General features: G+C 32.2%; 13 protein-coding genes. 7 read left to right on the top strand and 6 right to left on the bottom strand.

From position 1 onward, the window contains the following. Positions 1 to 35: 35 nt before the first annotated feature. From dapA to BBI01_RS20730, 4 genes are all read left to right on the top strand, one after another. The gene (gene dapA / locus BBI01_RS20745; protein ID WP_065396561.1) at positions 36 to 908 is read left to right on the top strand and encodes a 4-hydroxy-tetrahydrodipicolinate synthase; all 873 of its coding nucleotides are present in this window, start codon (positions 36 to 38) and stop codon (positions 906 to 908) included. A 146-nt stretch (positions 909 to 1,054) separates the two neighbouring features. Continuing rightward, positions 1,055 to 1,558: a GNAT family N-acetyltransferase gene (locus tag BBI01_RS20740; RefSeq protein ID WP_065396560.1), complete on the top strand. Its 504-nt coding sequence runs from the start codon at positions 1,055 to 1,057 to the stop codon at positions 1,556 to 1,558. A gap of 294 nt (positions 1,559 to 1,852) precedes the next feature. Beyond that, positions 1,853 to 2,434, top strand: a complete 582-nt coding sequence (locus tag BBI01_RS20735) for a helix-turn-helix domain-containing protein (protein WP_065396559.1) — start codon at positions 1,853 to 1,855, stop codon at positions 2,432 to 2,434. Beyond that, a complete protein-coding gene (locus BBI01_RS20730) occupies positions 2,427 to 2,873 on the top strand; it encodes a response regulator (RefSeq protein ID WP_065396558.1) in 447 nt (148 codons plus the stop codon). Before BBI01_RS20735 ends, BBI01_RS20730 begins: the two co-directional genes overlap by 8 nt. Positions 2,874 to 3,464: 591 nt before the next feature. On the opposite strand, the gene recG is transcribed toward BBI01_RS20730, so the two are convergent. The 6 genes from recG to BBI01_RS20700 all read right to left on the bottom strand — a co-directional run bounded on the left by recG (position 3,465) and on the right by BBI01_RS20700 (position 12,026). After that, positions 3,465 to 5,552 (bottom strand): ATP-dependent DNA helicase RecG, encoded by a 2,088-nt coding sequence (recG, locus tag BBI01_RS20725; protein ID WP_065396557.1) that lies wholly within the window; start codon positions 5,550 to 5,552, stop codon positions 3,465 to 3,467. A gap of 136 nt (positions 5,553 to 5,688) precedes the next feature. After that, positions 5,689 to 6,222: a thioredoxin family protein gene (locus BBI01_RS20720; protein WP_065396556.1), complete on the bottom strand. Its 534-nt coding sequence runs from the start codon at positions 6,220 to 6,222 to the stop codon at positions 5,689 to 5,691. Positions 6,223 to 6,264: 42 nt separating this feature from the next. Beyond that, positions 6,265 to 7,776 (bottom strand): peptide MFS transporter, encoded by a 1,512-nt coding sequence (locus tag BBI01_RS20715; RefSeq protein ID WP_065396555.1) that lies wholly within the window; start codon positions 7,774 to 7,776, stop codon positions 6,265 to 6,267. A gap of 48 nt (positions 7,777 to 7,824) precedes the next feature. Then, the gene (locus tag BBI01_RS23120; RefSeq protein ID WP_083190180.1) at positions 7,825 to 8,409 is read right to left on the bottom strand and encodes a DUF1016 N-terminal domain-containing protein; all 585 of its coding nucleotides are present in this window, start codon (positions 8,407 to 8,409) and stop codon (positions 7,825 to 7,827) included. A gap of 62 nt (positions 8,410 to 8,471) precedes the next feature. Beyond that, positions 8,472 to 10,226 (bottom strand): peptide MFS transporter, encoded by a 1,755-nt coding sequence (locus tag BBI01_RS20705; RefSeq protein ID WP_065396554.1) that lies wholly within the window; start codon positions 10,224 to 10,226, stop codon positions 8,472 to 8,474. A 144-nt stretch (positions 10,227 to 10,370) separates the two neighbouring features. Further along, the gene (locus BBI01_RS20700; protein ID WP_065396553.1) at positions 10,371 to 12,026 is read right to left on the bottom strand and encodes a peptide MFS transporter; all 1,656 of its coding nucleotides are present in this window, start codon (positions 12,024 to 12,026) and stop codon (positions 10,371 to 10,373) included. Between the two features lie 267 nt (positions 12,027 to 12,293). On the opposite strand from BBI01_RS20700, the gene BBI01_RS22935 reads away from it, so the two are divergent. The 3 genes from BBI01_RS22935 to BBI01_RS20690 all read left to right on the top strand — a co-directional run bounded on the left by BBI01_RS22935 (position 12,294) and on the right by BBI01_RS20690 (position 14,852). After that, the gene (locus BBI01_RS22935) at positions 12,294 to 12,446 is read left to right on the top strand and encodes a bacteriocin-like protein (protein WP_165602283.1); all 153 of its coding nucleotides are present in this window, start codon (positions 12,294 to 12,296) and stop codon (positions 12,444 to 12,446) included. A 61-nt stretch (positions 12,447 to 12,507) separates the two neighbouring features. Further along, a complete protein-coding gene (locus BBI01_RS20695; protein WP_065396552.1) occupies positions 12,508 to 14,031 on the top strand; it encodes a thioredoxin domain-containing protein in 1,524 nt (507 codons plus the stop codon). Beyond that, positions 14,028 to 14,852: a GLPGLI family protein gene (locus tag BBI01_RS20690; RefSeq protein WP_065396551.1), complete on the top strand. Its 825-nt coding sequence runs from the start codon at positions 14,028 to 14,030 to the stop codon at positions 14,850 to 14,852. Before BBI01_RS20695 ends, BBI01_RS20690 begins: the two co-directional genes overlap by 4 nt. Positions 14,853 to 14,869: the final 17 nt, after the last annotated feature.

The following is a 14,869-nucleotide window of genomic DNA, read 5'->3' as shown; positions in this document are numbered from 1 at the left end:
TAAATTAGTAAATTTGACAAAAATAATTCTAACAGATGAGCATTTTAAAAGGAGTAGGTGTTGCATTAGTAACACCCTTTAATGAAGATTTATCCGTTGACTTCGATAGTTTAACAAAACTGATTGAATATAACATCGATAACGGAACCAATTATTTGGTGGTATTGGGAACTACGGCAGAAGCCGCTACGCTTTCTGATGATGAGAAGAAACAGGTAATTAAGCATATCATTAAGGTGAATAATAAACGTCTTCCACTTGTATTAGGAATAGGCGGTAACAATACTCTTGAAGTCAAGAAACAGATTGAGGAAGCGGATCTTTCAGCATTTGAAGCCGTACTTTCTGTATCTCCTTATTATAATAAACCTAATCAGGAAGGGCTTTATCAGCACTATAAAGTTTTAGCATCTACAGGAAAGAATATTATCATCTATAATGTTCCTTCCAGAACAGGACAGAATATTGATGCAGACACTACGATCCGTCTTGCAAAAGAATTCCCGAACCTATTGATGATTAAAGAAGCGGCTCCAAACATTTTACAATATTTTGATATCCTTAGAAAAAAACCTGAAGGTTTCTCTTTGGTTTCCGGAGATGATGAGTATACACTTCCTGTAACTTTAGCAGGAGGAAATGGAGTGATTTCTGTAATAGGACAAGGGTATCCAAAAGAATTCTCTACTATGGTAAAATTGGCTTTTGAGGGTAAAATAAAAGAAGCGTACGAGATCCATAACAAATTAGTTGAGATTACACGTTTGATTTTTGCAGAAGGAAACCCTTGTGGTATTAAAGTAGTATTGGCTGAAAAAGGTATTATTAAAAACTATTTAAGACTTCCTTTAGTAGCTGCTTCAGAAGGATTGACAGCAAAAATTAAAGCTGAAATGGCAAACATCTAAGAACTGAATTATCAATGATCAAAAGGAATGTTTTAATATCATATTTAAAATATACTAATGATGTAAAATTGATCAATCAGGTCCGAAAATAATAGTAAAGTGAAAAGTTTATACTTTTCACTTTTTTTAATCATAATTACAAAATCATGAAATTAATAAAAGCAACAGAAAAAGACATTCCGCTGATTCAGGATCTTGCGAGGAGATCATGGGAAAATGCTTATGCAGAAATTCTTTCCAAAGAGCAAATGAAGTATATGCTTTCCGAAATGTATTCTGAAACGGAAATTACAAGCCACCTTCAAAACTCTGATTATCATTATTATCTTATCCTTGATGAAGCTAATGATTCTTATGAAGGATTTATTGGCTATCAACATAATTATGAACCCAAAACTACAAAATTACATCGTATTTATCTGGTTCCTGAAAGTAAAGGAAAAGGAATGGGTAAAGGTGCACTTCTTTTTTTAAATGAAAAAGTATCGGAAAACGATAACAACAGAATTATTCTGAATGTAAATAAATATAATGAAGCCAGAAAATTCTATGAATCCCAAGGATACAAGGTTTATGACGAAGGTGTTTTTGATATTGGGAATGGTTTCGTAATGGATGATTACTTAATGGAGTTTCTAATTCACGGATGATTGACTTAAAATTTTGTAACTTTATCCTGTAATTCTATAACAGGTGATTTCTTTTTTTGAATCATCTTTGCTTCAGAACCAAATCACTTATAACAATACATTCATATGCTTGGTTTTGAGCTTATTTAGCTTTTTATCAGTATATTTTTTTCATCCTTAGTGTTTAAATTCCTGTATTCAGTAATACAGGAGTTTTTTTGTGTATTCGAGAAGTTTAAAAAATAAAACTCTATTTCACTTTTAATTGAAATAAATTGTTATATTTACTAAAAATAATGACTTACATATACTAGGATGAAAATGTACGTAAAATTTGACTTCAATGCCCTTTGTAAAAAGGTATTGGACGAAAAACTCAAGGAACATGGGTTGAAATACCGGTTGCTGAACTTCGGAGAGGTAGAATTTTATGAACCCTTTACGCAAGAACAGCATAATCTTTTTAAGAAAAATCTTGGAGATTATGGTATTGAAATCATAGAAAGCCAAAAAACGGCTTTGGTACAGAAAATAAAAGATGCTATTGTAGAGCTTGTCTTTTCTGATGAGATTATTCCTGTAAAAGCATCCATTTATATTTCTGAAAAGCTAAATCACAGCTATGGATATCTTTCCAATCTATTTTCAGAAGTAGCCTTCACTTCGATAGAAAACTTTATCATTCTACAGAAAATAGAACATGCAAAGGCATTGATTATAAGAAATAAACAAAGCCTTACAGAGATTGCCCATAAACTGAATTATTCAAGTGTGGCACACTTAAGCACACAGTTTAAAAATACAACGGGAATCACACCTTCCCAGTTTCAAAAGATTGTAGGAAAAAGAAGAAGAGCACAGAGTACGGTAACAAATCCTAAAATGCAGTATGAATAAAGAATTTCTGAACGTAATAGTAGCAGATAATAATGAAAACACCTTAATTTTTTTTAAGAATATATTTAAAGAGCTTAAAATCCCCGTAAAAATTCAATGTTTCAGCAACGGATTGGATTTGATGGAATATTTAAATAAAGAGGACGCAATGATTCCTGAAATTGTTTTTATTCAATATGAGATTCCTGGGAAAAGTAGTTTGGAGTGTATTGATGAATTTAAGAGAAATGAGAAGTTCAACAATATGGTAACGGCAATCTATTCAGACTTGTTCGATGAGGATGAAATTGAAGATATTTTTGTAAGAGGAGCCAATATCTGTATGCGAAAACCTGAAGATTTTAAGAATCTCAAAAAAACACTTACAGACATTATTACCATAAATTGGCAGTATCATACCTCAGGATTAAATAAAGATAATTTTATTCTAAAAGTATGATGAATAAACAGCTTTTTTAGTTTTATAATCAAAAAAATAAGGTTGTATTTGTTGCATACTATTCACAAATAGGTGAAAATTTTATAACTAATAATTAAAATAATATAAAGAAACTTTCAATTAATATCTTGACATTTGTAAATGTAAACTCAGACACAAATTTGATCATATACAGTAAGATACAGATGAATGAGAAGTAATTGTTTCTAACAAACAAAAAATATAAATCACGATGTTTAACAAAATGAATTATATTAATTTCCGATTTTAAAGCATAGAAGATCTTTAAACAAAACGGTACAATCATGAAAACTCGAGATAGTTGGCGATATTTTTATTCGTTTCATTCCCTCATCTCCAACTAAACAACAGTTAGTTTTTATAATAAGCAAATTGGAAACGTAATTCATTTTGTTTTTTATAATTTATTTTAATAGTTAAAGCTTTAACTTATTATAGATATTTTCACACCACATCACAAAATATTAAGCCTAAACTATTAAAATAAATTTTTTAAAACAGACCAAAAGTAATTTCTTCTAAATAACAGTTTTATAAGGGGACCGCAGGAAATATTTTCTGTGGTTTTTTTTATGAAATTTTACTCCATTTATTTTTCCCTTTGTAGTACTTGATGTAGTAATTTTTGATTATCAAATTGTCCTGTCTTGTAAGCATTGGATCAGCTTCAAGAATTTTGTCAACGGTATTTTTCGTTGTTTTAATAATTGCTGAATCTTTTACAAGATCCAGTCTTTTAAAATCTACAACACCACTTTGTTGAGTTCCCAGAATATCACCGGGACCGCGAAGCTGCATATCTACTTCTGAAATTTTAAAACCGTCATTCGTTTCAGTCATTGTTTTGATACGGGTTCTGCTTTCTTTTGATAACTTATCCGATGTCATCAGAATACAATAACTTTGTTCAGCACCTCTTCCTACACGTCCTCTGAGCTGGTGAAGCTGAGAAAGCCCAAATCTTTCAGAGCTTTCAATAACCATCACAGAGGCATTGGGAACATTCACGCCAACTTCTATAACGGTGGTGGCAACCATAATTTCAGCCTTTCCGGAAGCAAAATAATTCATTGCAGCGTCTTTCTCGTCCGGTTTCATTTTTCCATGTAGCATGGTAACATTATAATCGGAGAAGAAATCCATGACATGTTCAAGACCTTCCATCAGATTTTTATAATCTAAGGTTTCGGATTCTTCAATCAGTGGATATACAAAATAAACCTGTCTGCCTTTTTTAATTTCATCCTTACAGAAATTATACACATACAGCCTATCCTTTTCACGTCTGTGAGCTGTAATGATCGGTTTTCTTCCTACAGGCATTTCATCGATCACCGAAACATCAAGATCAGAATAAAAGCTCATGGCAAGGGTTCTTGGAATAGGCGTTGCGGTCATAACAAGAATATGTGGCGGAATTTTATTCTTTGCCCAAAGTTTAGCTCGTTGTGCTACACCAAATCGATGCTGTTCATCAATAATAGCCAATCCAAGATTTTTGAATTTAACTTTATCTTCAAGTACAGCATGAGTTCCGACAAGTATGGATAGATTTCCGTTTTCAAGCTCTTCATGAATGATTCTTCTCTCAGAAGCCTTAGTAGAACCAGTTAAAAGTCGGACATTGATTCCTGTTCCTTCTAAAAGATCTTTTATTCCATTGTAATGTTGCTGTGCCAGAATTTCAGTAGGCGCCATCATACAACTTTGGAAATCATTGTCCATAGCAATAAGCATTGTAAGCAGGGCAACCATTGTTTTTCCAGAACCTACATCTCCCTGTAAAAGCCTGTTCATCTGAATAGGTCTTTTCATATCCATCCGAATTTCCTTTAAAACTCTTTTTTGAGCGCCGGTAAGCTCAAATGGAAGATGATTTTCATAGAAATTATTGAAATGATCTCCTATGATAGGAAACGGATTTCCAAATGACTGGGTTTTATGATGAAGCTTTTTTAAACCATATCCTAGCTGAAAAAAGAAAGATTCTTCAAATTTTAAACGGAAATCAGCCTTGTCAAAATGTTCCTGATCTTTCGGAAAATGTACATTCAGAAAAGCATGTTGTCTGGACATGAATTTGAAAGTCTTCATTAGATATTCGGGAAAGTTTTCCTCAATAAGATTAGGAATTTCTTTACAGATATTCCTTAATGCATTTTGAAAGAATCTTTGGTTGAGGCCTCTTTTTGTCAGTTTTTCAGAACTTGGATATATAGGTTTTAAACGAGTTTCACCTTCTTTTTTTTCCTCAGCTTCAATTTCAGGATGTGGCATTGAAAACTGACGGTTAAAAACATTGATCTTTCCGAAAATATAAACTTCACGATTAATGGGAAGCTGTTCTTTCAGCCATTTTGAGTACTGAAACCATACAAGATCCATACTTCCTGTATCATCATTGAACTTTGCCGTTAATCTTTTGGTTTTTCCGGTCTGAATTTCCTGAACCTGGGTAATTTTTCCTTTAAACTGGATTTCCTGACTTGTTTCTTCATGAAGCTGAGATATTTTATAAATTTTACTTTTATCCAGATAACGGATAGGGTAGAAGTTCAGCATATCTTCTACAGTGGATAATCCCAACACGCTTTTAATGAGTTTGGCTCTTTCCGGACCTATTCCTTTTACATATTCTATGGAAGTTTCTAAAGTCATTTTATCTTAGATTCGGGAATCGAATATTGTATGAAAAACAAAGGTTCGAATTTCGGTAAAATAAAAAAGACTTCCAAAAAAAATTGAAAGTCTTCTGTTTTATAAGTGCAATTTAATATTTAAAACTTAATTGCTATTAATCTTTGATTTTAGATTTGAATTTTTTCTGATAATCCTCCCATTGTTCTCTCGTACGAATTTTTTTAAATAGATCCTTTGAGATCAGTTCCAGGTAAGGCTCAAGCTCTTTAGCAGATAATTCTCCCTGAAGAATAGTGATTGGGTCACCATGTTCATCCAGAAATACAGTACTTGGAACAGCTCCTACATTCATATATTGAGTAAATTCGTGTAGAGAATTTCTTCCTTTTTTCTGTTCTGTATTTGGATTGGAAAATTTTCTTCCAAAAATTTCAATACTCTTTTTTTCTTCTGCGTTGAATTTTACAGGATAATAATTCTCATTTAATACCTGCCCGATTACTGAATGACCATATGTTTTTTTATCCATGATTTTGCACGGACCACACCAGTCTGCATAAAAATCGATTAGTATTTTTTTTGGATTTTCTTTTTGAGCTTTTAAAGCTTCTTCAATAGTCATCCATTTTACCTGAGCAAAGCCAAAGTTTAATAATAATAAGAGAACTATGCTTAAAATTTTCTTCATAATTTGATATTTACGTAAAAATAAGCATAATTACTTATTTTTTTATTTTACATCCTGCATTAATTTTTTCACGAACGGAGATATCAAAATTAATACCACTCCGGCAATTATCGCATACAATCCCAATTGTTTATATCCATCAGTGTAAGTGATCAATTCATCATAGTTAGTTGATCCTTCTTTCGCGGTTGCAAGACTAGCTCCGATAATTCCGGCAACATATTGCCCATATGCTGAAGCAAGGAACCACATTCCCATCATCATTCCCTGAAGGTTTTTAGTAGAAAGTTTGGTCATAATGGATAATCCGATAGGAGAGAGGCACAATTCCCCAAGGGTAATGATTAATAATGCCAATGTGAAGAAGTTCAGAGAAGTGATTCCCTGAAGGTCTGCAAATAGACGCGTTGCAAACAATACATAATATCCTGCTCCTAAGAAAATGAATCCTAATCCGAATTTTATAATGGTATTAGGCTCAATTTTTCTTTTATTCAACCAGATCCAAAGAAGACCTACCAACGGTGCAAGGAAAATGATGAAAAATGCACCTCCTGAGTTGTTGACACCATTAGGGTCTAATCCGAAAAGATCTTTATTTAAATTTTTCGCCGCGAAAATACTTAATGAACCTCCACTTTGTTCATAAATTCCCCAGAAAATAATTGAGAAAATAATGAATACTAATGCAGCCCAAAGCTTTTTACGTTCTGCAGCGGTTACTTTAGACATTTCATAGAATAAATAGATCAAAGTCAATGGTCCGATAGTCCACATAAAATAATCTGTATATTCCGTTTTTGCAACCATTGTCATAATGATTGGAATGAAAATCAGAGACAGAACATATACTCCATATTCTTTCCATTTCGGAATAGGAGCGCTTTTTGTTTCAGCTAAAGGATGTCCCGGCTGTAGTCCGATAGTTCCCAGTCTTCTTTGTGTAAAGACAAAGTTGATCAGGCTGACAACCATTACTACAGAAGCAAGTCCGAAAGCAATATGCCATCTCATTTCTTCCGCTATAAGATTACCTAAGAATTCTCCTTTACCAATAGCAATACATAAATATCCTCCTAACAATGCTCCAAGGTTGATCCCTGCGTAGAAAAGTGAAAAACCGGCATCAGCTCTTGAGTCATTTGGTTTATAAAGCTGTCCTACCATTGAGGAAATATTTGGTTTGAAAAAACCTGTTCCTACTACGGTAAATGCAATTCCTAAAAAGAAGAATTTATGTGGATCTGTAGCTAAAATTAAACTTCCGAGAATCATCAGAAGTCCACCCCAGAAAAGGGATTTTCGGAATCCTAAAATTTTATCGGCAAAAAGTCCGCCTACAAAAGTGAAGGCATATACAAATGCCTGAGTGGCACCATACTGAAGGTTAGCTTCTTTTTCGTGGAAATTAAGCTGCGAGATCATAAAGAAAACCAGCATTCCACGCATTCCGTAGAAACAGAAGCGTTCCCACATTTCAGAGAAAAAAAGACTCCAGATTTGTCTGGGATATTTTCCTTTGAAATTTTGTATTTCATCTAAAGTTAAGCTCATAATGATATATGATTGTTTTAATTAAGGTTTTTATTATCTTGATCCAGTTCAAAACGAATTCTGTCCTGATCGATGATTTGTTTTAATTCTTCTTCTTTGGGGAGGTACAGCAGATATTAATCCCAGAAATTCAAAAATGTAAGGATCTTTTAAAACACTATGAATACTTTCAGGTGAAGATTCTTTATGTTTTAAAACTCTTTCGTAGGCTAGTGAGTTCATCTGCCTTTTTAGATCTCTTACATTCCAATTGTTTTGTACAGCTTCATTAAGATAATATTGTCTTTTATTCTTATCATCCAGGCTGGAAACCAGTTGGTAATGAGACCAGCTCAATTGTAGAGACAATGTGTCAACAATTGGGAATGCGATGTAAAATTTACGCATATTGGAAAGATTGGTATAATCAAACCCTTTTCCAAACTCCAAAGTAAGTTTCTGAGATAGGTTTTTTAATGTATATTTTCCATATTCAGCGCGTTCTTTTCCCTGTTGTTCATCTTCAACAATAAGTTTTCCAATCTGCCAGTAAGTAAGCAGTAGTGTAGAATTCGCTATTCGAAAAACTTTTTCGCGCGACTGTCTAATGATCTCCTTTACGGACTGGAATAAAGAATCTTCGGAAATTTCCATCATACGAAAATAAAAAAAACCTCTGACTTAGCAGAGGTTTTATTCATATTTTGTTAATGCAATTAGTTTACACCGTGCATCATTTTCTTTAATATCGGAGATAATAAAGCTAAAATTACAGAAGCAATACCACAAAGTACCACGAATACCATAAAGAATTCGAATAAGTTGTGGATCTCAAATCCTACAAAAGTAGGGTTGTGTAATGGTAATTGAGCTTTTTCAAATGCAGCAACCTGATCAGTTGTCAGAGTTACTTTTTTATCTAAAACATCCTGTAGATTTACACCTATTTCCTGTGCTTTCTTAAATTTATCACCTGTTGCAGGGATCAATGCTCCTAATGAACCTGCTAATGCATATCCTGCAGCATTGGAAATAAAGAACACTCCATATAATAGAGAAGCAAATCTTTTTGGTGCTAATTTACCTACCAAAGAAAGTCCGATTGGAGATAAACAAAGTTCACCACAAGTCTGGATAAAGTATAAAAGCATTAACCATTTGATTGCCAATAATCCTGAGTTACCAAGGTCTTTTACATTGTGAGCAATGATGAAATAACTTAAAGCGATGATCGCAAGACCCATAGCTTGTTTGAAAGGAGATACTGGCTCTTTTCCATTAGCTCTTAATTTATCCCACATTAAACTGAAAGGGAAAGCTAGCAATACAACGAAAATACCGTTGAAAATCTGCACCATTGAAGGTGGCATATTCCATCCGAAGATGTTTCTATCTGTTTGGTTGTCTGCAATGAAAGTCAATGAAGATCCTGCCTGTTCGAAAGCAGCCCAGAAGAAGATAATGAAGAATGAAACAATATAAATTACCCAGATTCTCTGTCTTTCTACTTTATTTTCAGCAGAAGTCATAATCAGGAATGCCAGGGAAATACCTGCAGCATAGATGAACGGATAAATAATACCTTTGATTAATTGTCCCATCTCCATTGAGTTAAACCCAAATTCTCCTACCAATAGATATCTGAATGCAAAGAAAAGAACGGCAAATATACCTACAGTGATTCCTAAAGAAGCTCCTGAGAATTTCGCAGTCTGAGATTCTCCTTCTTCGAAATCTGCAGTACTGTTATTTTTTGGTAAACCTCCGATAGGTCTTCCTTCCGGAGTTACAACGTATTTGTTTTTAAGGATAAAGAATGTTACCGTTCCAATTAACATTGCAATTGAAGCCGCTAAGAACCCCCATTTGAAAGCAAAAATATCTCTTACTCCTGTTGTAGCATCTTTCACATCTCCTACGTAAGGGCAAATAAACTGTCCTAGGAATGCTCCAATGTTGATCCCCATGTAGAAAATGGTGAATGCAGAGTCTAATTTAGATTTTTCCTGCTTTGGATAAAGGCTTCCTACCATTGAGGAAATATTCGGTTTGAAGAATCCATTACCAAAAATGATAACAAATAAAGCAAGCCACATGATCATTTTAGCACTTCCTAAATCTGCGGAGAAAGTAGATGCACTGATGAATAGTAAAAACTGACCAATTGCCATCAATGATCCACCAACGATAATAGCAAATCTGTTTCCGATATATTTATCAGCAATAAATCCTCCCAAAAGCGGAGTTAAATAACATAAAGCTAAAAATCCACCATAGATAATTGCTGCATCAGCTTCTTTTATCAATAAGGAATTTACCATAAAGAGCGTCAAAAGTGCTCTCATTCCGTAAAAGTTGAAACGCTCCCACATTTCCGTTCCGAATAGAACCCATAATCCTTTTGGATGTCTGGAGCCCTTATTCTCTACCAATTCATCCGGTTTCGGACTTATTGCTTCAATATTATCCATTTCTATTGTTAATTTTTGTTAAGACTGACAAATATAGTTTATTTTGGGTTTTTGGCAAGGTTTTAATTTTATTTTTAAATAAAAAAGCTGCGGAACCATTCCGCAGCTTTCTATTCTTTATCAGATCAGGAGAATATCAAAGGATTAGTGTCCTTTTTCCTTCATGATCTTATTTAATCTTTTTAACATTGAGAGCCCTAAAAGTGTAGCAAATATTAACAAAGCGAAATTCACAAGGAAATAATTCGTCTTGTTTTCATAATTATACCATGTACTTGCCAGGATTCCTGAAAGCTTATTTCCTACTGAGTTGGCAAGGAAGAATCCACCCATCATCAATGCTGTAATTCTAGCAGGAGAAAGCTTAGAAACGAATGAAAGTCCCATTGGAGAAAGACATAATTCCCCAATTGTAATTACTCCGTAACTCGCAACCAGCCATAAAGGGGAAACTTTTACAGATCCATTATCTCCAGCCATTACTGCAAGTACCATTACAAGGCAGGAAAGTCCTGAAATAAATAGTCCTAAAACGATTTTAGTAGGTGTCAAAGGTTCTTTACCTTTTCTTCTCAATAATGCCCAGAATCCTACAATTACAGGCGTTAATGCAATTACCCAGAATGGATTGATAGACTGGAATAGCTCTGTATTGTATAAATATACTTTACTTTCCGGGTTTTTCTCAAGAACAGCTCGTTGTTCCGGGCTGATATTTTTAAAGTAAACATCTTTCCCTGTTTCTTTTTTAGTATCTCCATTATCATCTTTCTGAGAACGGAATTGATTATCATAAACAGGAACTTCTTTGTCTTCGTAGCTCTTTCCTTCCACCATATAGATTCCTTCCAAAGGTTTTTCCAATGAAGCAGGAACACTTCTGTCTGTATAATAGTTTGCCCATCTTGTCAATGCTGTTCCGTTTTGTTTGAAAACAGCCCAGAAGAACATACTGATCAGGAATACAGAAAGTAAGGCTCCAATTGATGCTTTTTCATCCGGTTTCGCTTTAAAGTAAAGTGAAGCATAGAAGTAAATAACAGGAATACATGCAAAAATAAAGGCATCAGTGCTATCACTTCCAAAAATATTATTAGGGATAAACCATCCCAGTGCTCCGGCAGCAATAGCAGGAACAAATACTTTGATTAAGATTTCAGAAAGCTTCGTATCACCTTCCTGTACAGGCTTCATCTGTGCAGCATGGATGTAATGTTTTCTTCCGATGGTAAAAATAACCATACCAATTAACATCCCGACTCCAGCAGTGATGAAAGCTTCACCCCAGCCGAATTTGTTACGCATAAATGCCGCAATAATGTTACAGATAAACGCCCCGATATTGATTCCCATGTAGAAAATATTATATCCGGAGTCTTTATTTGCTTTATACGGTTCTTCAGAATATAGATTTCCTAATAGGGTGGAAATAGTAGGCTTAAAGAAACCGTTTCCAATAATAATTAATGCCAGGGAAGAATAAAATAAAGGTAAATCTTTAAAGACACCCATTCCTATATACCCGGCAGCCATTAAAAATCCTCCAAGGTAAATGGACTTTATATATCCTAAAACTCTATCGGCTAAGAAACCACCAATAAAAGGGGTAAGATAAGTTAAGGCAATATAAGTTCCGAAAATATCATCAGCAGTTTTGTCTGGCAGCCCTAGCCCGCCTTTCATACCTGTAGGCTCAATAACATACAGAACAAAGATTCCAAGAATCAGGTAGTACCCGAAACGCTCCCACATTTCAGTAAAGAAAAGGTAAGGAAGCCCTTTAGGATGTTTAGTCTTCATATATTCAAATTTCAATTTCCCCAAAAATAAGTTTTTAATTTCAATTGATAAAATAAATAATACTTGGACAAATGATTAATGAAATTAATAGAAATTTTTAAGCATTAAATGTAAATTAAGTTATTGAAATAAATTCCATCGGGTTGTTTAAATAGTTGATTTTTAGTTTTGTACATAAAATGTACACTTTCTTTTTATTGAAGATTTATATATATGTTATAGCTTCGGAAGCGTTAATAATGACAAATAATTTCTAAAAAAACAATTATGAAAAATTTAAAAAAATTAACTAGAAATGAATTAAAATCTCTTGAAGGAGGAATAGTTAAGCCTGATGTAGAATGTGGTTGTGTACAAGCGGGTTGTTCTTCATCAAGTAACAGAGATGGTAGCGCAAGATGTGGCGGATCATGTTGTTAATTTGATTTATTTAAAATTACAATCAGCAATGAATTTTCATTGCTGATTACTTTTATATATTATGAAAAAGAATACAAATATATTAATTAGTTATTTAAATCTTGTTGATATTCAGATAGATAAAGATGAGTTTGAATATCAGTTATCTAGCCATCCAGAATTTCCCAATACTTTATCATATTCTGATACTCTTAATTTTTTTAATATTAATTGTTCTGTGTATGAAATTAATAAAAAAGATATTGTTTTTTTACCCGAAAATTTTATTTCTATTATTGATGGAGAGTTTAAATTAGAATTTAAAAATAAATTTATTTTAACAAAAAACTCTAAATTTATATTGTTAGTTGAAAAATCAGATAGCTTTTACCAAGAAAAAAAGACATATAATTTATCCTTATATTCTACATTTTTACTAGCTTTAGTCATCTTATCTGTCTTATTAATAAATAGTTCATTTTTATTTATTGGGATATTGTTTCTGTTGTTTTCATTTTCAGGAATTTTTTTATCATTTGAGGCATATAAGAAAACTCATGGTAAAGGAACAATTATTCCTCTAGGAGTTTGTCAAAATAAAATGTTGAAAACAGATTGTGATTATGTATTTAACTATAAAAAGTGGAAATTTTTTGATTTATCAGAAATATCATTGTCGTTCTTTTTTTCTCAAGTTATTACTTTTGTAATTCTATCTATTTATGGAAATTTAGATTTCTATTATTATATATATAAATACATTTTTTTTCTATTTATTCCGATTTCCATAGTTTCATTGTATTACCAAGTAATTATTATTAAGAAGTTATGTCCGGTTTGTATTGGAATTATATTTTGTGTTTATGCACAATTAACCTTATTGTACTTTTTACCAAAACTACCTGTTAAAATACATATATTTTCCATTATACTATATATATTATTTGTTTTAATTTCACTTTTGTTTCTTTTATTTCTAAAAAAGACTAATGAGGTTAATAATAAATTAAAAAATGAGATTATTAGAAACATAAGATTTAGAAAGAACTATGTTTTTTTTAAAAATAATTTATTTATCCAAAAGAAAACACTCAACGATAAGTTTTTAAGTTCCTTTGCTTTTGGCGCTGAAAATTCTAATTTGATATTTACTTTGGTTACTAATCCTTTTTGTAAGTATTGTAAAGAATTTTATCCAATATTTATGAAAATAATTGATAAATATGGTGATAAGATTGATGTTCGTCTTGTTTTGGATGCGGACTTGGAAAATTTTTCCGAAGAGTTACGTGCTATATACATAAACTTAGCATGCATTTATGAAAATTCAAAAGAGAAAAATATTTTTTTTATTGCTTTAGAGGAATGGTATAATATAAGAGTAGATAAAATCCAAATAGAAAAATGGAACGCAAAATATTCTCATTTAATTAAAAATAGACAAAATGTTATAGCTAAATTGGAAAATCAAAAAAAATGGAGAAAAATCAACGATATTAACTATACACCTGATATTTTTATTAATGGTTACCAATATCCTATAGAATATGAACGAGTTGACTTAGAATACTTTTTACCCGAGCTTATAGAAGATTTTAAATTATGAAGATACTAGTATTTTTATTATTAGGTACATTAAGTTGCTTTTCCCAGAACAACAGGTTTATCTATGAGGTCAAATGCAAAAAGGATTCAACCTCAAAAAATATTACTAAGGAAAATTATTATCTGGATATCACAAAAGAGGATATAGCGTATTATAACAGAATATATTATATCAACGATTCGGTTTTTACTGCTAGTAATCAATATGGGGGTAAAGGGTATAGGTTAACGTCATTTTTAATTAAAAAAACACATGATGACATCTATCAGAATTACGAATATATTGGGGATGTTAATTTTTACAGGATATCTGAAGAATCTAAACAACAATGGATTATTACAGATAGTATTAAAATAAAAGATAAATTTACTCTACAGAAGGCAACTACTGCATTTGGAGGTAGAAACTGGATTGCTTGGTTTACTAAGGATATTCCTTTTGCTTACGGACCTTACAAATTCAACGGGTTGCCGGGCTTGATTATGGAGTTATATGATACAAAGAATAATTATTATTTTAACATTATTAAAAGTGAAAAAATACCTATAAATTACAAACGTATTTCTTTAGAGAATGCTATTTCGAATTCAGTTTTTATTGATCAAAAAAAATTAAATAAATTGAAAATGGAATTGTATGAAAGTCCCTTTAAATATGTTTTGAATGGTAAGCTTAGTATTCCTGAAGGAAAAAAACTTCAGCTTGATGATGGAACTATCCTTACAAAAGAAGAATTAAAGCCTGCTGAAAAAAATGAAAGAAAAAAAATAAAGTCGTTTAATAACCCCATAGAGCTGGATAAAGCTGTAAAATATCCTTGATGACAGGTAAAAAAATC

The organism is Chryseobacterium artocarpi, from assembly GCF_001684975.1.
Classification (GTDB): Bacteria; Bacteroidota; Bacteroidia; order Flavobacteriales; family Weeksellaceae; genus Chryseobacterium; species Chryseobacterium artocarpi.
Note: the sequence above shows the minus strand (reverse complement) of the source record. Positions and strands in the feature narration are given on the sequence as shown.

What these genes read in the sequence shown, in the direction of transcription:
- dapA (WP_065396561.1), top strand. Translation starts at nt 36, where the DNA reads ATGAGCATTTTAAAAGGAGTAGGTGTTGCATTAGTAACACCCTTTAAT.
- BBI01_RS20740 (WP_065396560.1), top strand. Translation starts at nt 1,055, where the DNA reads ATGAAATTAATAAAAGCAACAGAAAAAGACATTCCGCTGATTCAGGAT.
- BBI01_RS20735 (WP_065396559.1), top strand. Translation starts at nt 1,853, where the DNA reads ATGAAAATGTACGTAAAATTTGACTTCAATGCCCTTTGTAAAAAGGTA.
- BBI01_RS20730 (WP_065396558.1), top strand. Translation starts at nt 2,427, where the DNA reads ATGAATAAAGAATTTCTGAACGTAATAGTAGCAGATAATAATGAAAAC.
- recG (WP_065396557.1), bottom strand. Translation starts at nt 5,552, where the DNA reads ATGACTTTAGAAACTTCCATAGAATATGTAAAAGGAATAGGTCCGGAA.
- BBI01_RS20720 (WP_065396556.1), bottom strand. Translation starts at nt 6,222, where the DNA reads ATGAAGAAAATTTTAAGCATAGTTCTCTTATTATTATTAAACTTTGGC.
- BBI01_RS20715 (WP_065396555.1), bottom strand. Translation starts at nt 7,776, where the DNA reads ATGAGCTTAACTTTAGATGAAATACAAAATTTCAAAGGAAAATATCCC.
- BBI01_RS23120 (WP_083190180.1), bottom strand. Translation starts at nt 8,409, where the DNA reads ATGGAAATTTCCGAAGATTCTTTATTCCAGTCCGTAAAGGAGATCATT.
- BBI01_RS20705 (WP_065396554.1), bottom strand. Translation starts at nt 10,226, where the DNA reads ATGGATAATATTGAAGCAATAAGTCCGAAACCGGATGAATTGGTAGAG.
- BBI01_RS20700 (WP_065396553.1), bottom strand. Translation starts at nt 12,026, where the DNA reads ATGAAGACTAAACATCCTAAAGGGCTTCCTTACCTTTTCTTTACTGAA.
- BBI01_RS22935 (WP_165602283.1), top strand. Translation starts at nt 12,294, where the DNA reads ATGAAAAATTTAAAAAAATTAACTAGAAATGAATTAAAATCTCTTGAA.
- BBI01_RS20695 (WP_065396552.1), top strand. Translation starts at nt 12,508, where the DNA reads ATGAAAAAGAATACAAATATATTAATTAGTTATTTAAATCTTGTTGAT.
- BBI01_RS20690 (WP_065396551.1), top strand. Translation starts at nt 14,028, where the DNA reads ATGAAGATACTAGTATTTTTATTATTAGGTACATTAAGTTGCTTTTCC.